The sequence below is a fragment of the Stenotrophomonas sp. YJH_SMC_10 genome, assembly GCF_059371555.1.
This window is the reverse complement of record NZ_JCAFUS010000026.1, coordinates 1-19,751: the sequence shown is the minus strand read 5'-3', so window position 1 is coordinate 19,751 and position 19,751 is coordinate 1. Positions and strand designations below refer to the sequence as shown.

Annotated in this window: 31 protein-coding genes; 1 reads left to right on the top strand and 30 read right to left on the bottom strand. The window is 63.7% G+C overall.

Going from position 1 to position 19,751, the window contains the following annotated elements; genetic code table 11:
* Positions 1-448: 448 nt before the first annotated feature.
* Positions 449-1,840: a class II 3-deoxy-7-phosphoheptulonate synthase gene (locus AC5P9C_RS20080; protein WP_414615356.1), complete on the bottom strand. Its 1,392-nt coding sequence runs from the start codon at positions 1,838-1,840 to the stop codon at positions 449-451.
* 230 nt (positions 1,841-2,070) lie between these two features.
* Here AC5P9C_RS20080 and AC5P9C_RS20075 point away from each other — a divergent pair, with 230 nt between their 5' ends.
* A complete protein-coding gene (locus AC5P9C_RS20075) occupies positions 2,071-4,197 on the top strand; it encodes a TonB-dependent receptor (protein ID WP_343543467.1) in 2,127 nt (708 codons plus the stop codon).
* Between the two features lie 63 nt (positions 4,198-4,260).
* On the opposite strand, the gene AC5P9C_RS20070 is transcribed toward AC5P9C_RS20075, so the two are convergent.
* From AC5P9C_RS20070 to AC5P9C_RS19930, 29 genes are all read right to left on the bottom strand, one after another.
* On the bottom strand, positions 4,261-4,767 hold the full coding sequence (locus AC5P9C_RS20070) for a disulfide bond formation protein B (protein WP_049470440.1): 507 nt from the start codon (positions 4,765-4,767) through the stop codon (positions 4,261-4,263).
* A gap of 199 nt (positions 4,768-4,966) precedes the next feature.
* Positions 4,967-5,350, bottom strand: a complete 384-nt coding sequence (rplQ, locus tag AC5P9C_RS20065) for a 50S ribosomal protein L17 (RefSeq protein ID WP_005408217.1) — start codon at positions 5,348-5,350, stop codon at positions 4,967-4,969.
* Between the two features lie 190 nt (positions 5,351-5,540).
* Positions 5,541-6,539 (bottom strand): DNA-directed RNA polymerase subunit alpha, encoded by a 999-nt coding sequence (locus tag AC5P9C_RS20060; RefSeq protein ID WP_005408216.1) that lies wholly within the window; start codon positions 6,537-6,539, stop codon positions 5,541-5,543.
* Positions 6,540-6,594: 55 nt separating this feature from the next.
* Complete coding sequence (gene rpsD / locus AC5P9C_RS20055; RefSeq protein WP_004145446.1) at positions 6,595-7,224, bottom strand: 30S ribosomal protein S4; 630 nt, start codon at positions 7,222-7,224, stop codon at positions 6,595-6,597.
* Between the two features lie 15 nt (positions 7,225-7,239).
* A complete protein-coding gene (gene rpsK, locus AC5P9C_RS20050) occupies positions 7,240-7,629 on the bottom strand; it encodes a 30S ribosomal protein S11 (RefSeq protein ID WP_004145443.1) in 390 nt (129 codons plus the stop codon).
* Between the two features lie 11 nt (positions 7,630-7,640).
* On the bottom strand, positions 7,641-7,997 hold the full coding sequence (rpsM, locus tag AC5P9C_RS20045; protein ID WP_004154500.1) for a 30S ribosomal protein S13: 357 nt from the start codon (positions 7,995-7,997) through the stop codon (positions 7,641-7,643).
* A gap of 347 nt (positions 7,998-8,344) precedes the next feature.
* Positions 8,345-9,712 (bottom strand): preprotein translocase subunit SecY, encoded by a 1,368-nt coding sequence (gene secY / locus AC5P9C_RS20040; protein WP_005415420.1) that lies wholly within the window; start codon positions 9,710-9,712, stop codon positions 8,345-8,347.
* Between the two features lie 7 nt (positions 9,713-9,719).
* Entirely contained in the window at positions 9,720-10,163 is a 444-nt protein-coding gene (rplO, locus tag AC5P9C_RS20035; protein ID WP_004154498.1) for a 50S ribosomal protein L15, read from the bottom strand.
* A 6-nt stretch (positions 10,164-10,169) separates the two neighbouring features.
* Positions 10,170-10,361 (bottom strand): 50S ribosomal protein L30, encoded by a 192-nt coding sequence (gene rpmD, locus AC5P9C_RS20030; protein ID WP_005408214.1) that lies wholly within the window; start codon positions 10,359-10,361, stop codon positions 10,170-10,172.
* Positions 10,354-10,896 (bottom strand): 30S ribosomal protein S5, encoded by a 543-nt coding sequence (gene rpsE, locus AC5P9C_RS20025; protein WP_005408213.1) that lies wholly within the window; start codon positions 10,894-10,896, stop codon positions 10,354-10,356. Before rpsE ends, rpmD begins: the two co-directional genes overlap by 8 nt.
* Positions 10,897-11,057: 161 nt before the next feature.
* Positions 11,058-11,417 (bottom strand): 50S ribosomal protein L18, encoded by a 360-nt coding sequence (rplR, locus tag AC5P9C_RS20020; protein WP_169411773.1) that lies wholly within the window; start codon positions 11,415-11,417, stop codon positions 11,058-11,060.
* An 80-nt stretch (positions 11,418-11,497) separates the two neighbouring features.
* Positions 11,498-12,022 (bottom strand): 50S ribosomal protein L6, encoded by a 525-nt coding sequence (gene rplF / locus AC5P9C_RS20015; RefSeq protein ID WP_053462252.1) that lies wholly within the window; start codon positions 12,020-12,022, stop codon positions 11,498-11,500.
* 18 nt (positions 12,023-12,040) lie between these two features.
* Positions 12,041-12,439 (bottom strand): 30S ribosomal protein S8, encoded by a 399-nt coding sequence (gene rpsH / locus AC5P9C_RS20010; protein WP_005408210.1) that lies wholly within the window; start codon positions 12,437-12,439, stop codon positions 12,041-12,043.
* A 258-nt stretch (positions 12,440-12,697) separates the two neighbouring features.
* Complete coding sequence (gene rpsN / locus AC5P9C_RS20005) at positions 12,698-13,003, bottom strand: 30S ribosomal protein S14 (protein WP_005408209.1); 306 nt, start codon at positions 13,001-13,003, stop codon at positions 12,698-12,700.
* A gap of 18 nt (positions 13,004-13,021) precedes the next feature.
* A complete protein-coding gene (rplE, locus tag AC5P9C_RS20000; RefSeq protein WP_005415416.1) occupies positions 13,022-13,564 on the bottom strand; it encodes a 50S ribosomal protein L5 in 543 nt (180 codons plus the stop codon).
* An 11-nt stretch (positions 13,565-13,575) separates the two neighbouring features.
* A complete protein-coding gene (gene rplX / locus AC5P9C_RS19995) occupies positions 13,576-13,893 on the bottom strand; it encodes a 50S ribosomal protein L24 (protein WP_004154490.1) in 318 nt (105 codons plus the stop codon).
* Positions 13,894-13,909: 16 nt separating this feature from the next.
* Positions 13,910-14,278 (bottom strand): 50S ribosomal protein L14, encoded by a 369-nt coding sequence (gene rplN, locus AC5P9C_RS19990; protein ID WP_010483978.1) that lies wholly within the window; start codon positions 14,276-14,278, stop codon positions 13,910-13,912.
* Between the two features lie 12 nt (positions 14,279-14,290).
* Positions 14,291-14,560, bottom strand: coding sequence for a 30S ribosomal protein S17 (rpsQ, locus tag AC5P9C_RS19985; RefSeq protein WP_004154489.1), 270 nt, complete (start codon positions 14,558-14,560; stop codon positions 14,291-14,293).
* An 11-nt stretch (positions 14,561-14,571) separates the two neighbouring features.
* Positions 14,572-14,757 carry a 50S ribosomal protein L29 gene (rpmC, locus tag AC5P9C_RS19980; RefSeq protein WP_004154487.1) on the bottom strand — a complete coding sequence of 62 codons (186 nt, stop codon included), beginning with the start codon at positions 14,755-14,757 and terminating at the stop codon, positions 14,572-14,574.
* A complete protein-coding gene (rplP, locus tag AC5P9C_RS19975) occupies positions 14,757-15,170 on the bottom strand; it encodes a 50S ribosomal protein L16 (RefSeq protein WP_004154486.1) in 414 nt (137 codons plus the stop codon). Before rplP ends, rpmC begins: the two co-directional genes overlap by 1 nt.
* Positions 15,171-15,175: 5 nt before the next feature.
* On the bottom strand, positions 15,176-15,910 hold the full coding sequence (rpsC, locus tag AC5P9C_RS19970) for a 30S ribosomal protein S3 (RefSeq protein ID WP_004145350.1): 735 nt from the start codon (positions 15,908-15,910) through the stop codon (positions 15,176-15,178).
* A gap of 18 nt (positions 15,911-15,928) precedes the next feature.
* Entirely contained in the window at positions 15,929-16,264 is a 336-nt protein-coding gene (rplV, locus tag AC5P9C_RS19965; protein WP_004145348.1) for a 50S ribosomal protein L22, read from the bottom strand.
* Positions 16,265-16,276: 12 nt separating this feature from the next.
* Positions 16,277-16,546, bottom strand: coding sequence for a 30S ribosomal protein S19 (gene rpsS, locus AC5P9C_RS19960; RefSeq protein ID WP_005415413.1), 270 nt, complete (start codon positions 16,544-16,546; stop codon positions 16,277-16,279).
* Between the two features lie 6 nt (positions 16,547-16,552).
* Positions 16,553-17,380, bottom strand: a complete 828-nt coding sequence (gene rplB / locus AC5P9C_RS19955) for a 50S ribosomal protein L2 (RefSeq protein ID WP_004145339.1) — start codon at positions 17,378-17,380, stop codon at positions 16,553-16,555.
* A 10-nt stretch (positions 17,381-17,390) separates the two neighbouring features.
* Positions 17,391-17,690, bottom strand: coding sequence for a 50S ribosomal protein L23 (gene rplW / locus AC5P9C_RS19950; RefSeq protein ID WP_004145338.1), 300 nt, complete (start codon positions 17,688-17,690; stop codon positions 17,391-17,393).
* Positions 17,687-18,292, bottom strand: coding sequence for a 50S ribosomal protein L4 (gene rplD, locus AC5P9C_RS19945; RefSeq protein WP_049470438.1), 606 nt, complete (start codon positions 18,290-18,292; stop codon positions 17,687-17,689). Before rplD ends, rplW begins: the two co-directional genes overlap by 4 nt.
* A gap of 12 nt (positions 18,293-18,304) precedes the next feature.
* Complete coding sequence (rplC, locus tag AC5P9C_RS19940; RefSeq protein WP_004145336.1) at positions 18,305-18,955, bottom strand: 50S ribosomal protein L3; 651 nt, start codon at positions 18,953-18,955, stop codon at positions 18,305-18,307.
* 11 nt (positions 18,956-18,966) lie between these two features.
* Positions 18,967-19,278 (bottom strand): 30S ribosomal protein S10, encoded by a 312-nt coding sequence (rpsJ, locus tag AC5P9C_RS19935; protein ID WP_005408208.1) that lies wholly within the window; start codon positions 19,276-19,278, stop codon positions 18,967-18,969.
* 332 nt (positions 19,279-19,610) lie between these two features.
* The coding region (locus AC5P9C_RS19930; RefSeq protein WP_487247787.1) for an EF-Tu C-terminal domain-related protein at positions 19,611-19,751 on the bottom strand (141 nt) is incomplete at its 5' end.

Genomic DNA, 19,751 nt, shown 5'->3' with positions numbered 1-19,751 from the left:
GGTTCAGGGAGAATCCGGCGTGGGGACCCAAGCTACTTCTCGGTCGCAAGACCTGGATCCACACGGTCGCCCACGCCGGGCTCTCGGCACCCAAGGTGCCAGATCGGCAAGAGATAAGATCCACGCCGTGCGTGGATGAATCTCCATCGGAATCGAATATTTCGAATTGGAATCCCAAAGCATCCACGCATGGCGTGGATCTACCGTGTCGACCAAGGTCGACACCTACCAACAGCCGCGGGAATCTGTCAAAGGTGGGGCGGTGTCGGAGTGCGGGGTGTCAGCCGCATGGATGCGGCTGCCAAGCTTACAGGGACGTACTTGCAGCGTCCCCGCACTCCGACACCGCCCCGCCATCCCACGGAATGAGTGCTGTTGCCGTTGCTTCGGCCGTTGCCGTTGCCGTTGCGTCCGCAGGTGCAGGGCTGCAGGCCCTGCCGCAACACCCTTACCGCACCTGCTCCTGCTTGCGCACGATCGCCATCGCGATCTCCAGCGACTGCTCGTAGTTCAACCGCGGATCCACCGTCGAACGATATGCGCGCTCCAGGTCACGCTCGGTCAGCTCGCGCGCGCCGCCGGTGCACTCGGTCACGTCCTCGCCGGTCAGCTCCAGGTGCACACCGCCCAGGCGCGTGCCTGCCGCCGCATGCAGATCGAACGACATCTCCACTTCGCCGCGCACGTTGTCGAAGCGGCGCGTCTTGAAGCCATTGGCGGTGCTCTCGGTATTGCCATGCATCGCATCGCACACCCACAGCACGCGGCGACCGTCGCGCTTGACCGCATCCAGCAGCGGCGGCAGCTTCTCGGCAATCTGCGCCGCCCCCATGCGATGGATGAAGCTCAGGCGGCCAGGCTCGTCATGCGGGTTGAGCACATCGATCAGGCGCAGCAGCTGGTCCGGCGACACCGACGGGCCCACCTTGATTGCAATCGGATTGCGCACGCCACGCAGGTACTCCACGTGGGCGCCCTCCAGCGCGGCGGTACGCATGCCGATCCACGGGTAATGCGTGCTCAGGTTCAACCAGCCCTGCTGGCGCGGCACCCGCCGGGTCAGCGCCTGCTCGTAGGGCAGCAGCAATGCTTCATGCGAGGTGTAGAAGTCGATGCGGTTGAGGTTGTGCACGCGGGCCCCGGCCAGGGTTTCCATGAAGTGCACCGCATCACCGATGGACGCCACCATCTTCTGGTATTCGGCGGCCAGCGGCGAATGGCTCACCCATTCCAGGTTCCAGTACTCGGGGTGGTGCAGATCGGCGAACCCCCCATCGATCAGCGCGCGCACGAAGTTCATCGTCATCGCCGAATGCGCGTGCGCCTGCAGCATGCGCTTCGGATCGGGCAGGCGCGCCGCCTCGGTGAACGCCGGCGCATTGATCACGTCGCCGCGGTAGCTGGGCAGGGTCACGCCGTCGCGGGTTTCGGTATCGGCCGAACGCGGCTTGGCGTACTGGCCAGCGAAGCGGCCGACGCGGATCACCGGCTGGCGCAGCCCATGCACCAGGACCAGGCTCATCTGCAGCAGCACCTTCAGCCGGTTGGAAATCGTGCCGGATTCGCAGTCGCTGAAGTTCTCGGCGCAATCGCCGCCCTGCAGCAGGAACCGCTTGCCTTCCTGGGCCTCGGCCAGCTGCTGCTTCAGTGCCAGGATTTCCCACGACGTGACCAGCGGTGGCAGCCGCTTCAGCTCGTGCAGGGCAGCGTCCAAGGCCACCGGGTCGGGGTAGGTCGGCATCTGCAGCGCGGTCTTGCCACGCCAGCTCTCCGGCGACCAGGCAGCGCCGACGGCGGTCGCGGCAGGATCGGGAACAGGCGAAACGGCGGACAGGCTCATTGCAGGTTTCCGGCGGGGGGAGAAGGCGTTCATGGTCGCAGAGCCGACCGCTGCCGCAAAGGCCCGGCCGCCGCATGCACATGGCTGAACGCCGGGCAAAGGCTCTCGCGATCAGCCAGAAACCGCATGGCCGGGGGCTCCCGGACAGGCGCATGATTCGCCACGCACTGTTACGAAGTAACAATCGCCCCGCCCTCCCTTCCACAGCTCCCTCCCACAGCCCGCCTGCCATGAAGCCTTCCCTGCTCGCTACCGGCATCACCTTCGCCCTGGCCCTGGCCAGCCTGCCCGCGTTCGCGGCCGCGCCCGACGACGGCAAACCATCGGTCAAGGAGCTGGATACGGTCACCGTCAGTGCCCAGCTCGACCAGGCCCGCAATGCGCTGTCGCCGGACATCGGCAGCAGCCAGTACCAGATCACCGCCGAGGACATCCAGAAGCAGCCGCTGGGCGCCTCTGCGCCGCTGAGCCAGGTGCTGCTGCAGGCCCCGGGCGTGGTCCAGGATTCCTACGGCGGCGTGCACGTGCGCGGCGACCACGCCAATCTGCAGTACCGCATCAACGGCGTCCTGCTGCCCGAGTCGATCTCTGGCTTTGGCCAGACCCTGGATGCCCGCACGATCAAGAGCCTCCGCCTGATGGATGGCGCGCTGCCGGCACAGTTCGGCGAACGCACGGCAGCTGTGGTCGACATCACCACCCGCAGCGGCGCCGAGCTTGGCAATGGCGGCAGCGCCGGGCTGACCGCAGGCGCATTCGGCAAGATCAATCCCAATGCCTCCTGGTGGGGCAACCAGGGGCGCTGGAGCTGGTTCCTGACCGGCAACTACGACCAGAACGAGGTGGGCCTGGAGAACCCGACCAGCACGCGCAAGCCGCAGCACGACGACACCCACCAGGGCAAGGCCTTCGCCGACCTCACCTACCTGGTCAACGAGAACACCCGCCTGAGCGTGTTCGCCGGCTTTGCCAACAATCGCTTCCAGATCCCGGTCAACCCCGGGCAGACGCCGCAGTTCGGTTACCTCGATACCACCACCTTCGACTCCAGCCAGCTGGATGAAACCCAGCGCGAGGCCACCCGCTTCGGCATGCTGGTGCTGCAGGGCACGTTGGGCAGCACCGCCTATCAGCTCTCGGCCGGCCAGCGCTACAGCGATGTGGCATTCCATCCGGATGTCATCGGCGACCTGGTGTTCAGTGGCGTCGCCTCACAGGTGCAGCGCAGCAACCGCGCCAACACGCTGCAGGCCGACTTCTCCACCCCGCTGGGCAATGACCACACGCTGCGCTACGGCCTGTACGGCAACTACGAGAATGCGCGCGCCAGCAACAACAGCTGGGTGTTCCCGGTCGATGGCGCCGGCCAGCAATCCAGCACCACGCCACTGCTGATTCCAGACCGCAGCGCCTTCCACGCCAGCACGCTGGCGGTGTACGTACAGGACGAGTGGAAGATCGGCGACGACTGGACCGTCAACTACGGCCTGCGCGGCGATCGCTACAAGGCGTTTGGACGCACCGAGGGCCAGCTCAGCCCGCGCGCAGGCGTGGTCTGGAATGCCAGCGACCGCACCACCGTGCATGCGGGCTACGCGCGCTACTTCACGCCGCCGGCCAGTGAGCTGATTGCCAGCAGCGACATCGCGCTGTACGACGGCACCACCAACCAGCAGCCCAGCGGCGGCAACAACACGCCCCTGGCCGAACGCAGCGACTACTACGACATCGGCATCTCGCAGCAGCTGGGCGACCACCTGACCCTGGGCCTGGACGCCTACGACCGCCGCGTTGCGCGCCTGCAGGACGAAGGTCAGTTCGGCGCCGCCTACATCTACTCGACGTTCAACTATCGCCGTGGCCACATCCGTGGGCTGGAGTTCAGCGCCGACTACAGCAACGGCCCGTTCAGCGCCTACTTCAACGCAGCCTACAACAAGGCGATCGGCACCCAGGTCATCACCAGCCAGTACAACCTCGACCCGGACGCACTGGCCTATGTGGCCAACCACTGGATCCACCTCGACCACGACCAGAAGCTGACGTCTTCGGGCGGCTTCAGCTACGCCTTTGCCGGGCACAACCGGATCGGTGCCAACTACTTGTTCGGCAGCGGCCTGCGCTCGGACGCCGACGGCGTGCCCAACGGCGGCGAACTGCCGTCCTACCTGCAGGTGAACCTCAGCGCCGGGCATGACTTCAACGCCGACAGTGGCCATCCCCTGCACGTGCAACTCGCCCTGATCAACGCACTGGACCGCAGCTACCAGCTGCGCGATGGCGGTGGCGTCGGCGTGTTCGCCCCGCAGTGGGGTCCGCGCCGGGGCGCCTACCTGAGCCTGCAGCAGGACTTCTGAGGACGCCAGGGTGCCTGGAGTCGGATCCCTTTCCGCAGGAAAGGGCTCCGACCCCGCCTTGCTTCAGCGCTTGACCTTGCGCAGCGACGCCACCAGCGCCCACAGCGCCAGCAGCACGAACCACACGCCCGACCACATCGGCATGGTCAGGCCCAGGAACGTCCAGTCGATGTTGCCGCAGTTGCCGGTACCGGTCAGCACCGTGCGGAACACTTCCAGCGGCCCCATGGTCTCGCGCAGGAAGCTCAGCGGCGGGCCACAGGTCGCGCCCATCTCCGGCGGCAGCATCTGCACGTAGACGTGGCGCGCAGCGATGCCCACGCCGACGGCCGCCGCGATGAAGGCGAGCACGCCGTAGGTGGCGCGGCCGGGACGGTTGGACGGCCCGTGCAGCGCACCGATCAGGAACAGCAGGCCCAGCGCGGCAAAAGCCAGGCGCTGGAAGATGCACAGCGGGCACGGCTCCAGGCCCATCTTGAGCTGCAGGAAGATCGCGTAGCCGAGCAGGCCCGCGCAGATCAGGAAGCCCAGGAAGAACTGGGCGCGGAAGGGCCAGCGCAGTGGATTCATCGTCAACGCTCGAATGGATCAAGGCGCCAAGCGTAACCGAGAGCGCGCGCCATTCGAACCGCCACAGGTGACGCCTGTCGGAACGGTGCGGGTCAGATCCCGCGCCCGTGGCACGGGATCCGACCCCGGACTTCCGCTCCGGAAATGCAAAAGCCCGGCAGAGGCCGGGCTTTCGCTGTGTCGCATTGGAGCAGTCCGATTACTCGGCCACTTCCTCGGCCACGACCGGACGGTCAACCAGCTCGACGTAGGCCATCGGTGCGTTGTCGCCGGCGCGGAAACCGCACTTCAGCAGGCGCAGGTAGCCGCCCGGACGGTTCGCGTAGCGCGGGCCCAGGATGGTGAACAGGTTGCCCACGGCTTCGTTGTCGCGCAGGCGGGCGAAGGCCAGACGGCGGTTGGCGACGGAGTCGACCTTGGCCAGGGTGATCAGCGGCTCGGCAACGCGGCGCAGTTCCTTGGCCTTCGGCAGGGTGGTCTTGATCAGCTCGTGCTTGAACAGCGAGGCGGCCATGTTCTTGAACATCGCTTCGCGGTGGGCGCTGGTGCGGCTGAACTTACGGCCAGACTTCTGGTGACGCATGGTGATATTCCTTGGTTAATGATGCGGCTGTGTGGATCGTTGTCGCCATCCTGGCGTTACTGCGCGGACTGCGGTTGGTCCTGGTCACCCGTCCTGGACGACCTGCCCGCGAACCTGCGGTTCGTCGTGGCGTGGTGTGTTGCGTTGAAGGCTCCACCGCGAACGGTGGAGCCTCCAGGCATTACCGATATCAGCCCAGCATGCCATGGCTGGCGACGCCGGCCGGCGGCCAGTTCTCCAGCTTCATGCCGAGCGAAAGGCCGCGCTGAGCCAGCACTTCCTTGATCTCGGTGAGCGACTTCTTGCCCAGGTTCGGGGTCTTCAGCAGCTCCACTTCGGTCTTCTGGATCAGATCGCCGATGTAGTAGATGCTTTCAGCCTTCAGGCAGTTGGCCGAACGCACGGTCAGCTCCAGATCGTCGATCGGGCGCAGCAGCACCGGATCCACGCCGTTGTTGGCCGGCTTGGCCGCACCGCGGTCGCGGTGGGTGAAGTCACCGAATACCGACAGCTGGTCGCTGAGGATGTCGGCGGCGGTGCGCACGGCTTCCTCGGCATCGATGGTGCCGTTGGTCTCGATATCGATGACCAGCTTGTCCAGGTCGGTGCGCTGTTCGACACGCGCCGCTTCCACGGCGTAGGCGACACGGCGGACCGGCGAGAACGAGGCATCCAGGACCAGGCGGCCGATGGCACGGGTTTCTTCGTCCGGACGACGACGCGCGGCCGCCGGCTGGTAGCCGAAACCACGTTCGATCTTCAGACGCATGTTGATCGCCGTATCCTTGGTCAGGTGGCAGATCACATGGTCGCCGTTCAGGATCTCCACATTGTGGTCGACCTTGATGTCGGCAGCGGTGACAACGCCCGGGCCCTGCTTGGACAGGGACAGGGTGGCGCTGTCGCCGGAGTGCATACGGATGGCCACGTCCTTCAGGTTCAGCAGGACTTCGAGCACGTCCTCCTGCAGACCTTCGACCGTGGTGTACTCATGCAACACGCCGTCGATTTCGACTTCCGTGATGGCGAAGCCCGGGATGGACGACAGCAGCACGCGACGCAGGGCGTTGCCCAGCGTATGCCCGTAACCCCGCTCCAAAGGTTCGATGACGACCTTTGCGCGGGTGTCGGTAAGGCGTTCGATCTGCGGACCGCGAGGACGCAGAACCTGGTTGGCGGTAACCGTCATGTTGCGGGTTCTCCTAGTGAACCCCCGGCCGTCGCCGGGGGCTCTCCAATGTGAATTACTTCGAATACAGCTCGACGATCAGCGCTTCGTTGATGTCCGCAGGCAGATCCGAACGATCCGGAACAGCCTTGAAGATGCCGGTGAACTTGCCGGAATCCACTTCAACCCACGACGGGCTCAGGTCATGCTGGGCGGCGACGGTCAGGGCTTCCTGGACGCGCAGCTGCTTGGCAGCCTTTTCGGACAGAGCGATGGCGTCGCCAGCCTTGACCTGGTACGAGGCCAGGTTGACCGACTTGCCATTCACGGTGACGCCGCGGTGCGACACCAGCTGACGGGCAGCCGGACGGGTCACGGCGAAGCCCATGCGGTAGACGACGTTGTCCAGGCGGGTTTCCAGCAGCTGCAGCAGGTTCTCGCCGGTGTTGCCCTTCTTGGTCGAGGCCTTCTTGTAGTAGTTGCGGAACTGACGCTCCAGCAGGCCGTAGATACGCTTGACCTTCTGCTTTTCACGCAGCTGGGTGGCGTAGTCGGACAGCTTGCCCTTGCGGGCAGTGGCGCCGTGCTGGCCGGGCTTCTGCTCCAGCTTGCACTTGGAGTCCAGCGCACGCGCCGGGCTCTTCAGGGACAGGTCGGCGCCTTCGCGGCGGGCGAGCTTACAGGTAGGACCGATATAACGAGCCATTTCTTATCGCTCCCTTTAGACGCGACGCTTCTTCGGCGGACGGCACCCGTTGTGCGGGATGGGCGTCACGTCGATGATGTTGGTGATCTTGTAGCCGACGTTGTTCAACGAACGCACGGCCGACTCACGGCCCGGACCCGGGCCCTTGATGCGGACTTCCAGCGACTTCACGCCGTAGTCCAGCGCAGCACGACCGGCCTTTTCAGCCGCCACCTGGGCAGCGAACGGGGTCGACTTGCGCGAACCGCGGAAGCCAGCGCCACCGGAGGTTGCCCACGACAGAGCGTTGCCCTGGCGGTCGGTGATGGTGACGATGGTGTTGTTGAACGAAGCGTGGACGTGGGCGACGCCGTCGGTGACGACGCGCTTGATCTTCTTCTTGGTCTTAGCAGCGGGCTTAGCCATTTCTCAGTCCCTTACTTCTTGATCGCCTTGCGCGGACCCTTGCGGGTGCGGGCGTTGGTACGGGTGCGCTGGCCACGCAGCGGGAGACCACGACGGTGACGCAGGCCGCGGTAGCAGCCCAGGTCCATCAGGCGCTTGATCGCGATGCCGATCTCACGGCGCAGATCGCCTTCCACGATGTACTTGCCGACTTCGGCGCGCAGGCGCTCGATTTCCGGCTCCGACAGATCGCGGATCTTGGTGGTCGAAGCAACGCCTGCGACTTCGCAGACCTTCTTCGAACGGGTACGGCCGATGCCGTAAATGCTTTGCAACCCGACCCAGACATGCTTCTGGGCTGGCAGGTTGACGCCTGCAATACGCGCCATGACGCGGTTCTCCAGCTGAGTGATGGCCGACAGCGCGCCTCGGGCACGCCAATCCGGCAGGATGGATCAAAAAAGTGAACTAGCGATACTAACAAGGTTCCGGTTTACATGGAAGCCCGTGAAACCATTGGTTTCATGAACCCGGCCTGGGGAGTGTGCCCAGGCTCCGGCGCCGGATGGGGTTGGACCTGGGGTTTCCCCCGGGGCCGCCCGCGCTACTCCAGCGCGGGACCACCACATCACACCCCCACCCGGAACCGCTGCGGGGGCCGCCCTTCGTTTGTGTGGCCGAAGTCCGCGAAGCGGAGGGACCATCACGTCAGGAAGACGAAAGTATAACAGCTCAATCAGCCGCGGGCAAAACCGCCGCGGTTGCCGCCCTTCAGGTTGGCCTTCTTCAGCAGGCTCTCGTACTGGTGGGACATCAGGTGCGCCTGCACCTGGGCGATGAAGTCCATCACCACCACCACCACGATCAGCAGCGAAGTACCACCGAAGTAGAACGAGGCGTTCAGCTGCGTGCGCATCAGTTCCGGCAGCAGGCAGACGATCACCAGGTACGCCGAACCGGCGGCGGTCAGGCGGGTCAGCACGCCGTCGATGTAGTCGGCGGTGGCCTTGCCCGGACGGATGCCCGGGATCAGCGCGCCCGACTTCTTCAGGTTGTCGGCGGTTTCCTGCGAGTTGAAGACCAGCGCGGTATAGAAGAACGCGAAGCCGGTGATCAGCGCAGCGAACACGATCATGTGCAGCGGCTCGCCCGGGCCGAGCGCGTTGGCGACCTTCTGCAGCACCTGGCCGAAGCTGCTCTGGTTGGCCGCCTGGCCGGACCACATGGCCAGGGTGGCCGGGAAGGCCAGCAGGCTCGAGGCGAAGATCGCCGGGATGACGCCGGCCATGTTGAGCTTCAGCGGCAGGAACGAGGTCTGGTTCATGTACGCGTTGCGACCGCCCTGGCGGCGCGCGTAGTTCACCGTGATCCGGCGCTGGCCGCGCTCGACGAACACCACGAAGAAGGTGAAGGCAAGCACGACGATGGCGATCAGCAGCAGCTGGATGAACTGGATGTTGCCGTCGCGGTAGGCGTCGAAGGTGTGGATGACCGCACCCGGCAGGCCGGCCACGATACCGGCGAAGATGATCAGCGAGACGCCGTTGCCGATGCCGCGCTCGGTGACCTGCTCGCCCACCCACATCAGGAACATGGTGCCGGCGGTCAGCGCGACCACGGCGGTGAGCACGAAGCCCATGCCCGGCGCGTACACGACCGGAGCGCCCGACGGCGAGACCTGGCCCTGCAGGGCCAGCGCGATCGAGCCGCCCTGCACCACCGCCAGCAGCACGGCGCCGATGCGCGAATACTGGGTGATCTTGCGGCGGCCGGACTCACCTTCCTTCTGCATCGCCTTCAGCGCGGGGAAGATGTGCACCGCCAGCTGCATCACGATCGATGCCGAAATGTACGGCATCACGTTCAGCGCGAAGATGCTGAAACGGTGCAGGGCGCCGCCCGAGAACATGTTGAACATGTCCACGATGCCGCCGCCCTGCTGTTGCATCATGGCAAGCATGGCATCGGGATTGACGCCCGGCACCGGCACGTAGCAGCCGATGCGATAGACGATCAAAGCCCCGACGACGAACAGCAAACGTTGGCGAAGTTCAGTGAACTTGCCCATTCCGCCCGCGAGGTTACCGATGCCAGCTTGCGCCATGATTTTCTTACTCCGTTACGCTGCCGCCGGCAGCTTCGATTGCAGCCTTGGCACCGGCCGTGGCAGCAATACCCTTCAGGGTGAACGCCTTGGTCACTTCGCCCTTGACGACGACCTTGGCCTTCTTTGCGGTGCTCGGGACCAGCTTGGCAGCACGCAGGGCGGCGAAATCGATCTCACCGGCCGGCAGCTTGTCCAGCGCGTACAGCAGCACTTCAGCGGTGTCCTTGGCGATCGGCGAACGGAAGCCGATCTTCGGCAGACGGCGCTGCATGGGGGTCTGGCCGCCTTCGAAGCCAGCCTTGATCTTGCCGCCACCCTTACGGGCGAACGAACCCTTGTGGCCGCGGCCGGCAGTCTTGCCCAGGCCCGAGCCGATACCGCGGCCGACGCGGGTGCGCTCGGTGCGGGCGCCCGGTGCCGGGCTCAGTTCATTGAGACGCAGAGTCATGGTCGATTACTCCTCAACCTGGACGAGGTACTGAACCTTATTGATCAGGCCGCGTACCTGCGGGCTGTCCTTCAGTTCACGCACATCGTTGAGCTTGTTCAGGCCCAGAGCACGCACCGACAGGCGGTGACGCGACTGGGTACCACGCAGGCCACGCACCAGGCGGACCTTCACAGTCTTGTTGGACTCATTAGCCATGGTTGAGTTCCTCCACCTTCTTGCCGCGCTTGGCCGCGATGCGAGCCGGCGACTGCGCAGCAGACAGGCCCTTCACGGTGGCACGCACCAGGTTGATCGGGTTGCGCGAACCGGTGGCCTTGGCCAGCACGTTCTTCACGCCAACGGCTTCCAGCACGGCGCGCATGGCACCGCCGGCGATCACGCCCGTACCTTCCGAAGCCGGCTGCATGAACACGCGGGCTGCGCCGTGACCATCCTTGATGGTGTGCCACAGGGTGCCGTTGTTCAGGTCAACGCTGACCAGGTTCTTGCGGGCCTGCTCCATCGACTTCTGGATGGCGACCGGCACTTCGCGGGCCTTGCCATAACCGAAACCGACCTTGCCTTCGCCGTCGCCGACAACGGTCAGGGCGGTGAAGGTGAACTGGCGGCCACCCTTGACGGTCTTGCTGACGCGGTTGACCGCGACCAGCTTTTCGATCATGCCGTCGTCGATCTTCTCTTCGCGGTTACGGTCGCGATCGCGACCCCGCTGCTGACGCTCTTCTGCCATGTTGATTCCTTGGTTGTTTGGGTATGTACGGCTCGAGGCCGCTTATGGTTGTGGAGTGACGCGTTGTTCCGGTGGGCCGCTGCAGAAGAGCGGCGCCGTCCAGCCTCGCTCAGGCTGGCGAGCAGGCAGGCAGGAGGCCATCGCCCCCCTGCCCTTGTCCCTTAGAACTGCAGGCCGGCTTCGCGGGCGGCTTCTGCCAGGGCCTTGATGCGGCCGTGGTAGCGGTAGCCCGAACGATCGAAGGCAACCTTCTCGACGCCGGCGGCCTTGGCGCGCTCGGCGACGATGCGGCCAACCTTGGCAGCGGCATCGGCGTTCTTGCCGTTCTTCAGGCCTTCCTTGACGTCGGTCTGGGTGGTGTTGGCGGCAGCCAGCACCTTCGAACCGTCAGCGGTGAAGACCTGGGCGTACAGGTGCTGGCCGGTGCGCAGCACCGACAGGCGGGCGACGCCGAGCTCACGAATGTGGGCGCGGGTCGACTTGGCGCGACGCAGGCGGGCGATGTTCTTGTTCATTTTGATTGTTCCTTGAAAGCTGAAGGATGGGCTTTTCCCTGATGAGTCCGCACATGGATGTGCGGGCTCTTGCGAGGGACTCGCACTTACGCCTTCTTGGCTTCCTTACGGATGATGACTTCGTCGGAGTACTTCACGCCCTTGCCCTTGTACGGCTCCGGCTTGCGGAACGCACGGATCTTGGCGGCGACTTCACCGACGACCTGCTTGTCAGCGCCCTGGACCAGGATCTCGGTCTGGGTCGGGGTGGTGATGGTGATGCCTTCCGGCGCCACGAACACGACCGGGTGCGAGAAGCCCAGCGACAGGCTCAGGTCCTTGCCCTGCATGGCAGCGCGGTAACCCACGCCAACCAGCTCCAGCTTGCGCTCGAAGCCTTCGGACACGCCCTTGACCATGTTGGACAGGATCGCACGCACGGTGCCGGTCAGTGCGACCAGATCGGCGTTCTCGGTGCTCAGGGTGGCAACGCCATTGTCGACGTTGATGGCAATGCCGGCCGGCTTGGCCAGCGACAGGGTGCCCTTCGGGCCCTTGGCGGTGACGCTGTCCGACTGGACGTTCAGTTCAACCTTACCCAGGGTGATCGGCTTCTTGGCTACGCGGGACATAGTTCTACTCCTTTCGCCTTAGGCCACGAAGCACAGGACTTCGCCGCCGACGCCCAGCTGGCGCGCCTGCGCATCAGTCATGATGCCCTTGGAGGTGGAAATGATGGAGATGCCCAGGCCGTTCATGACCTTCGGCAGCTCGCTCTTGCCGCGGTACTGGCGCAGGCCCGAACGCGAGAAGCGCTTCAGGGTCGCGATGACCGGCTTGCCTTCGAAATACTTCAGCACGATTTCCAGCTCGGACTTGTTGTTTTCCAGCTGGGTCACGCGCAGGTCGGTGATGTAACCCTCGTCCTTCAGGACCTGGGCGATCGCAACCTTGATCTTGGACGACGGGGCTTTCACCGTCTGCTTGCCAACTGCGGCCGCATTCTTGATGCGGACCAGCAGGTCGGCGATGGGATCAGTCATGCTCATATGAGTACCTTTGAGTGCACCGATATCCGCTTTCGCGAAAATCTGTTGTCTCCTGGAAACGGGCCAGGTCCCTTGATGCAGCGGGCCAGGGCCCACTCCTACAACCCCGTCTGCACAGGGCAAGACGCGGGAGTATACGCCAAAAGAGCCCGACTTGCGTCGGGCTCTTCGGGTTTTTTCGCAGAAAGGAAGCTGAACAGCCCCCTCCCCCGGTTCAGCACCCCCGCAAGGAGGTGCTGATCGCAGGGCCGGCTGGGATTACCAGCTGGCCTTGCGCAGGCCCGGGACGTCGCCACGCATGGTGGCTTCGCGCAGCTTGTTGCGGCCGAGGCCGAACTTGCTGTACACGCCACGCGGACGACCCGACAGCTCGCAACGGTTGCGCTGACGGCTCGGCGACGAATCGCGCGGCAGCTTGGCCAGCTTGGTTGCGGCGTCGATCTTCTCTTCGTAGGTCGCGTCCACGGAGGACACGATCTTCTTCAGAGCCGCACGCTTCTCAGCGTACTTCTTGGCCAGCTTTTCCCGCTTGATGTCGCGGTTGACCATGGAGGTCTTTGCCATTTCGGTTTCCTCGACAGATCAGTTACGGAACGGGAACTTGAACGCTGCCAGCAGCGCCTTCGCTTCCGCGTCGGTCTTCGCAGTGGTGGTGATGGCGATATCCATACCGCGGATCGCGTCGACGGCGTCGAAGTCGATTTCCGGGAAGATGATCTGTTCCTTCACACCCATGTTGAAGTTGCCGCGGCCGTCGAAGGAACGACCGGAAACACCACGGAAGTCGCGCACGCGCGGCAGCGAGATGTTGATCAGGCGGTCCAGGAACTCGTACATCTTGTGGCGACGCAGCGTGGTCTTGCAGCCGATCGGCCAACCATCACGGATCTTGAACGACGCAACCGAGATACGCGACTTGGTGACAACCGGCTTCTGGCCGGAAATCTTGGTCATGTCCGCGACGGCGTTTTCCAGGATCTTCTTGTTGGTGGCAGCCTCGCCGACACCCATGTTCAGGGTGACCTTGACGAGCTTCGGTACTTCCATCGGATTGGTGTAGCCGAACTGCTTCATCAGCGCCGGCACCACTTCTTCCTTGTAGATCTTTTCGAGACGGGAAGTCATCTTCACATTCCTCAGGCGTCGAGCGCCTCACCGCTGGAGCGGAACACACGCAGTTTGCGTCCATCCTCCAGCACCTTGAAGCCAACGCGTTCGCCCTTGCCCGAAGCCGGGTTCAGCACGTTCACGTTGGAGATATGGATCGAAGCTTCGCGCTCGACCACGCCGCCGGCAACACCTGCCTGCGGGTTCGGCTTGGTGTGGCGCTTGACGATGTTCACGTTGGCGACGACCACACGGTCGCCGTCGACGCGGACGACTTCGCCCTGCTTGCCCTTGTCCTTGCCAGCGTTGACGACAACCTGGTCGCCCTTCTTGATACGGTTAGCCATGATTATCTCCTGTCGCTCACAGCACTTCGGGAGCGAGCGAGACGATCTTCATGAACTTCTCCGAACGAAGTTCACGGGTCACCGGCCCGAAGATACGGGTACCGATCGGCTCCTGCTTGTTGTTCAGCAGGACGGCAGCATTGCCGTCGAAGCGGATCAGCGAACCGTCGGCGCGACGCACACCCTTGCGGGTACGCACCACGACGGCGTCATACACTTCACCCTTCTTGACCTTGCCGCGCGGAATCGCATCCTTCACGGTGACCTTGATGATGTCGCCGATGCCGGCGTAACGGCGCTTGGAACCACCCAGCACCTTGAAGCACATCACCTGCTTGGCACCCGAATTGTCCGCGACGTCAAGGTAGCTCTGCATCTGGATCATGATTCAGACTCCTTATTCAGCCGCACGCGTGATGACTTCCACCACGCGCCAGTTCTTGGTCTTGGACATCGGAGCAATCTCGGTCACGCGGACGACATCGCCTTCCTTGCAGGCGTTGTCGGCATCGTGGGCGTGCAGCTTGGTCGAGCGCTTGATGTACTTGCCGTACAGCGCGTGCTTGACCTGACGCTCAACCAGGACGGTAACCGTCTTGTCCATCTTGTTGCTGACGACACGGCCTTCGACCGTGCGCAGCGTCTTCTTTTCAGTATTGTCGCTCATAGCGGCCATCCTTACTTCGTGCTGCCGAGCAGGGTCTTGACGCGAGCAATCTCGCGACGGACCCGGCGAATGTCGTGGGTCTTCGGCAGCTGGCCGGTGACCTGCTGCATACGGACAGAGAACTGTTCCTTACGCAGGTCGATCAGGTGGGCCTTGAGTTCGTCAGCCGACTTTTCACGGAGAGTTTTGATATCCATCAGCGCACCGTACGGGTCACGAAAGTGGTGGTGACCGAGAGCTTGGCGGCGGCCAGGCGGAACGCCTCGCGAGCCACTTCCTCGGAAACACCCTCGATTTCATAGATCATGCGGCCGGGCTGGATCTGGGCCACCCAGTATTCCACGTTACCCTTACCCGAACCCATTCGAACTTCGATGGGCTTCTTGGTGATGGGCTTGTCGGGGAACACGCGGATCCACATCTTGCCGCCGCGCTTGACGTAGCGGCTGATCGAGCGGCGGGCCGCTTCGATCTGACGCGCGGTCAGCTGACCGTGTGCGGTTGCCTTCAGGCCGTATTCGCCGAAGCTGACAGCGTTGGCGCTCCAGCTCAGGCCATCGTTACGGCCCTTGTGTACCTTGCGGTACTTGGTTCGCTTGGGTTGCAACATTGTCGTTACCTCGCTTCACGGGCCGGGCGCTGACGGTCACCACGGTCGCCGCGATCGTGACGATCGTTGCGCGACGGGGTGTCGTCCTGCTTTTCCTGGCCAACCTGGGAGAAATCGAAGACCTCGCCCTTGTAGATCCAGACCTTGATGCCGATGATGCCGTAGGTCGTCTTGGCTTCAGCGAAGCCATAGTCGATGTCGGCACGCAGGGTGTGCAGCGGCACGCGGCCTTCGCGGTACCACTCCGAACGGGCGATTTCAGCACCGTTGAGGCGGCCACCAACGTTGACCTTGATGCCCAGGGCACCCAGGCGCATCGCGTTGCCGACCGAGCGCTTCATTGCACGGCGGAACATGATGCGACGCTCCAGCTGCTGGGCGATCGACTCGGCAACGAGCTGCGCGTCCAGTTCCGGCTTGCGCACTTCGGTGACGTTGATGTGCGCCGGGACGCCCATCATCTCGCTCACTTCCTTGCGCAGCTTCTCGATGTCCTCACCGCGCTTGCCGATCACCACGCCCGGACGGGCGGTGTGGATCGTCACGCGAGCGGTCTTGGCCGGACGCTCGATCAGGATCTTGCTGATGCCGGCCTGGGCCAGCTTCTTGCGCAGCATTTCGCGCACTTTCAGGTCGGCTGCCAGGTAACCGGCGAACTCGGCCTTGTTGGCGTACCACTTGGAGTTCCAGTCCTTGGAAATGCCGAGGCGGATACCAATCGGATGAACTTTATGACCCATGGTCTTTTCCTTATCCGCTTACTTGGCGGCGCCCACAACCACAGTGATGTGGCTGGTGCGCTTGAGGATGCGGGTACCGCGGCCTTTCGCCCGCGCCATGAAACGCTTCAGGGTCGGACCTTCATCAACCATGATGGTCTGAACCTTCAGCTCGTCGACGTCGGCGCCCTGGTTGTTCTCGGCGTTGGCAATTGCCGACTCCACCACCTTCTTGATCAGGTGGGCAGCCTTCTTGTCCGAGAACTTCAGCAGGTTGACCGCACGTTCGGCCGGCAGACCGCGCACCTGGTCAGCGACCAGACGAGCCTTCTGCGGGGAGATGCGCGCAGTGCGCAGGATGGCTTTCGCTTCCATTGTCATCTCTCCTTACTTGCCCGACTTCTTGTCACCACCGTGACCCTTGAAGGTCCGGGTGATGGCAAATTCGCCGAGCTTGTGGCCGACCATGTTCTCGTTGACGAGAACCGGGATGTGGTTCTTGCCGTTATGCACGGCAATGGTGATGCCTACCATGTCAGGCAGGATCATCGAACGGCGCGACCAGGTCTTGATCGGCTTCTTGCTGCCCGCAGCGGCCTCCACCTTCTTGACGAGGTGGTGATCGACGAACGGGCCCTTCTTGAGTGAACGTGCCATGGTCGATTAGCCCCTACGATCGCGGACGATGAACTGCTGAGTGCGCTTGTTATGGCGCGTCTTGTAACCCTTGGTCGGAACACCCCACGGGGTGACCGGATGCGGGTTACCCTGGCCGGCCTTGGCCTCACCACCACCGTGCGGGTGGTCAACCGGGTTCATGGCAGCACCACGAACGGTCGGGCGGACGCCGCGCCAACGCTTGGCACCGGCCTTGCCCAGCTTTTCCAGGCTGTGCTCGTCGTTGCCGACTTCACCGATGGTGGCGCAGCACTCGACCGGAACCTTGCGCATTTCACCCGAGCGCAGGCGCAGGGTGGCGTAGATGCCTTCGCGAGCCACCAGCTGCACGGCCGCACCGGCGGCGCGAGCGATCTGAGCGCCCTTGCCCGGCTTCAGCTCGATGCAGTGGATGGTGGTGCCGACCGGGATGTTGCGCAGCGGCAGGGTGTTGCCGGCCTTGATCGGGGCGTCCGAACCAGCGATCACCTGATCACCGGCCTTCAGGCCCTTCGGGGCGATGATGTAGCGACGCTCACCATCGACGTAGCACAGCAGGGCGATGTGGGCGGTGCGGTTCGGATCGTATTCGATGCGTTCCACGCGCGCCGGGATGCCCAGCTTGTTGCGCTTGAAGTCGATGATGCGGTAGTGCTGCTTGGCACCACCACCGACGTGACGCACGGTGATGCGGCCGTGGTGGTTGCGGCCACCCGAGCGGCTCTGCGACTCGACCAGTGCGGCGTGCGGAGCACCCTTGTGCAGATCGGGCGTAACCACGCGCACGGCCGAACGGCGGCCGGGGGAAGTGGGCTTGAATTTCATCAATGGCATGGGATGTACCTCAGGCCTTGGCCGTTACATCGATCGACTGGCCGTCGGCCAGGCGAACGTACGCCTTGCGCCAATCGCCGCGGCGGCCAGCACGGTTACGGAAGGACTTGTTCTTGCCCTTGACGTTGACCACGTTGACGGCTTCGACCTTGACGTCGAACAGCTGCTCAACCGCGGCCTTTACATCGGCCTTGGTGGCTTCGTTCGAAACTTCGAAGACATACTGGTTGGAGAGTTCCTGCAGGCGCGCGGTCTTTTCGGAGACACGCGGGGCACGCAGCACGCTGAAGATTTTTTCGTTGCTGTTCATGCCAGCCACTCCTCGACCTTCTTGACCGCGTCAGCGGTGATGACGACCGTGTCGGCACCCACCAGCGAGACCGGATCCAGGCCCTGGACGTCACGCACCTGCACGTACGGCAGATTGCGGGCGGACAGGTACAGGTGCTCGGACGCTTCTTCGGTGACGATCAGCGGGCGCTTGCCCACTTCCAGGCCGGCCAGCTTGGCGACCAGACCCTTCGTGTTGGTCGCTTCGACGTCGAAGGACTCCACGATGGTCAGACGGCCCTGACGGTTCAGCTCGGACAGGATCGCGCACATGGCGGCACGGTACTGCTTACGATTGACCTTCTGCTCGAAGCTGCGCGGCTTGGCCGCGAAGGTGACACCGCCGCCGACGAAGATCGGAGCCGTCAGTGCGCCATGACGCGCGCCGCCGCCCTTCTGCTTCTTCGACTTCTTGGTGGTACCAGCCACTTCGGAGCGAGTCTTCTGTGCCTTGGTGCCGGCGCGACCGGCGTTGCGGTAGGCAACGACGACCTGGTGGACCAGATCTTCGCTGAAATCGCGACCGAACACGGCGTCGGAGACCGAGACCTTGTTGTTGCTACCCGTGATAACGAGTTCCATCGTCATCTCTCCTTATGCCTTGCTCGCCGGACGGACGATCACATCGCCACCCGCCGCGCCCGGAACGGCGCCGCGAACGGCGATCAGACCGCGCTCGACGTCGACCTTGACCACTTCCAGGTTCTGGGTGCTCTGCTGCACCGCGCCCATGTGGCCCGACATCTTCTTGCCCGGGAAAACGCGACCCGGGGTCTGGCGCTGACCCAGCGAACCCGGCGCGCGATGCGACAGCGAGTTACCGTGGGTTGCATCGCCCATACGGAAGTTGTGGCGCTTGATGGTGCCCTGGAAGCCCTTACCCTTGGTGACACCCTGGACGTCGACGATCTGGCCGACTTCGAAGATGTCCGCCTTGACTTCGCCGCCAACGGCGAAATCGCCGAGCTGCGCGTCTTCAACGCGGAATTCCCACAGGCCACGACCCGCTTCCACCTTCGCCTTGGCGAAGTGGCCGGCTTCCGGCTTGTTGACCAGGGCAGCGCGACGCGCGCCGACGGTCACCTGCACGGCGCTGTAGCCGTCGGTTTCGACGGTCTTGATCTGCGCGATGCGGTTCGGGGTTGCTTCGATCAGGGTCACCGGGATGGAACGGCCATCTTCGGTGAACACGCGGCTCATGCCGGCCTTGCGGCCCACGAAGCCCAACGAATACTTCTTCGTCATGGTCGTAGTCCTCAGGTCAGCTTGATCTGAACGTCGACGCCGGCAGCCAGTTCGAGCTTCATCAGCGCGTCCACGGTCTTGTCATTCGGGTCAACGATATCGAGCACGCGCTTGTGCGTGCGGGTCTCGTACTGGTCACGCGCGTCCTTGTCGACGTGCGGGGAGACGAGAACGGTGTAACGCTCGATCTTGGTCGGCAGCGGGATCGGGCCACGCACTTGCGCGCCGGTCCGCTTTGCCGTTTCAACGATCTCGCTGGCCGAACGGTCGATCAGACGATGATCGAACGCTTTCAGCCGGATCCGGATCTTTTGGTCCGCCATGGCGGTAGGTTCCTTCGTTAAAAGAGCGACAGACAAAGCCTCTGGGTTGCTTTGCCCCATGAAATTCCTGAATACGGACGGCCCGCAGTCCTGCAGGCCGACAAGGTCACTCCATGGACCTCAAAAACGTAGGCAGACCAGTTTCCCGGCCTGCCCAGACGTAGAAGCATAATGGCACGCAAGGCAGCTGTCAACAGTCACCTGTTGACGCCGCCTGAATGGCATTGACCCTTCCTGGTCCGGGGAACACAAGGCACATCCTGTGCCTGCTTTCCCATTTGATACGCCCCGATGCCCTACCCAGGCAACATCGGGGCGCAGATACTACCAGATTACTCGATGATCTTCGAGACCACGCCGGCGCCGACGGTACGGCCGCCTTCGCGGATGGCGAAGCGCAGGCCTTCGTCCATGGCCACCGGGTTGATCAGGGTGACGACCATCTTGACGTTGTCACCCGGCATCACCATTTC

Bases quoted from the DNA above. Each gene is read 5' to 3' on its own strand.
- rpsC (WP_004145350.1), bottom strand. From the start codon at position 15,910: ATGGGTCATAAAGTTCATCCGATTGGTATCCGCCTCGGCATTTCCAAG.
- secY (WP_005415420.1), bottom strand. From the start codon at position 9,712: ATGGCGCAAGCTGGCATCGGTAACCTCGCGGGCGGAATGGGCAAGTTC.
- rplV (WP_004145348.1), bottom strand. From the start codon at position 16,264: ATGGAAGCGAAAGCCATCCTGCGCACTGCGCGCATCTCCCCGCAGAAG.
- rplB (WP_004145339.1), bottom strand. From the start codon at position 17,380: ATGCCATTGATGAAATTCAAGCCCACTTCCCCCGGCCGCCGTTCGGCC.
- rpsS (WP_005415413.1), bottom strand. From the start codon at position 16,546: ATGGCACGTTCACTCAAGAAGGGCCCGTTCGTCGATCACCACCTCGTC.
- rplP (WP_004154486.1), bottom strand. From the start codon at position 15,170: ATGTTGCAACCCAAGCGAACCAAGTACCGCAAGGTACACAAGGGCCGT.
- rplN (WP_010483978.1), bottom strand. From the start codon at position 14,278: ATGATCCAGATGCAGAGCTACCTTGACGTCGCGGACAATTCGGGTGCC.
- rplD (WP_049470438.1), bottom strand. From the start codon at position 18,292: ATGGAACTCGTTATCACGGGTAGCAACAACAAGGTCTCGGTCTCCGAC.
- AC5P9C_RS20070 (WP_049470440.1), bottom strand. From the start codon at position 4,767: ATGAATCCACTGCGCTGGCCCTTCCGCGCCCAGTTCTTCCTGGGCTTC.
- rpmD (WP_005408214.1), bottom strand. From the start codon at position 10,361: ATGGCTAATGAGTCCAACAAGACTGTGAAGGTCCGCCTGGTGCGTGGC.
- AC5P9C_RS20075 (WP_343543467.1), top strand. From the start codon at position 2,071: ATGAAGCCTTCCCTGCTCGCTACCGGCATCACCTTCGCCCTGGCCCTG.
- rplC (WP_004145336.1), bottom strand. From the start codon at position 18,955: ATGACGAAGAAGTATTCGTTGGGCTTCGTGGGCCGCAAGGCCGGCATG.
- rpmC (WP_004154487.1), bottom strand. From the start codon at position 14,757: ATGGATATCAAAACTCTCCGTGAAAAGTCGGCTGACGAACTCAAGGCC.
- rpsK (WP_004145443.1), bottom strand. From the start codon at position 7,629: ATGGCTAAGCCCGCTGCTAAGACCAAGAAGAAGATCAAGCGCGTCGTC.
- rplF (WP_053462252.1), bottom strand. From the start codon at position 12,022: ATGTCCCGCGTAGCCAAGAAGCCGATCACCCTGGGTAAGGTTGAACTG.
- rpsE (WP_005408213.1), bottom strand. From the start codon at position 10,896: ATGGCAGAAGAGCGTCAGCAGCGGGGTCGCGATCGCGACCGTAACCGC.
- rpsM (WP_004154500.1), bottom strand. From the start codon at position 7,997: ATGGCGCGTATTGCAGGCGTCAACCTGCCAGCCCAGAAGCATGTCTGG.
- rplE (WP_005415416.1), bottom strand. From the start codon at position 13,564: ATGACTTCCCGTCTCGAAAAGATCTACAAGGAAGAAGTGGTGCCGGCG.
- rpsD (WP_004145446.1), bottom strand. From the start codon at position 7,224: ATGGCTCGTTATATCGGTCCTACCTGTAAGCTCGCCCGCCGCGAAGGC.
- rpsJ (WP_005408208.1), bottom strand. From the start codon at position 19,278: ATGGCGGACCAAAAGATCCGGATCCGGCTGAAAGCGTTCGATCATCGT.
- rpsQ (WP_004154489.1), bottom strand. From the start codon at position 14,560: ATGAGCGACAATACTGAAAAGAAGACGCTGCGCACGGTCGAAGGCCGT.
- rplO (WP_004154498.1), bottom strand. From the start codon at position 10,163: ATGACTCTGCGTCTCAATGAACTGAGCCCGGCACCGGGCGCCCGCACC.
- rpsH (WP_005408210.1), bottom strand. From the start codon at position 12,439: ATGAGCATGACTGATCCCATCGCCGACCTGCTGGTCCGCATCAAGAAT.
- rplQ (WP_005408217.1), bottom strand. From the start codon at position 5,350: ATGCGTCACCAGAAGTCTGGCCGTAAGTTCAGCCGCACCAGCGCCCAC.
- AC5P9C_RS20060 (WP_005408216.1), bottom strand. From the start codon at position 6,539: ATGACGGTTACCGCCAACCAGGTTCTGCGTCCTCGCGGTCCGCAGATC.
- AC5P9C_RS20080 (WP_414615356.1), bottom strand. From the start codon at position 1,840: ATGAGCCTGTCCGCCGTTTCGCCTGTTCCCGATCCTGCCGCGACCGCC.
- rpsN (WP_005408209.1), bottom strand. From the start codon at position 13,003: ATGGCAAAGACCTCCATGGTCAACCGCGACATCAAGCGGGAAAAGCTG.
- rplW (WP_004145338.1), bottom strand. From the start codon at position 17,690: ATGAACAGCAACGAAAAAATCTTCAGCGTGCTGCGTGCCCCGCGTGTC.
- rplX (WP_004154490.1), bottom strand. From the start codon at position 13,893: ATGGCTAACCGTATCAAGAAGGGCGACCAGGTTGTCGTCAACGCTGGC.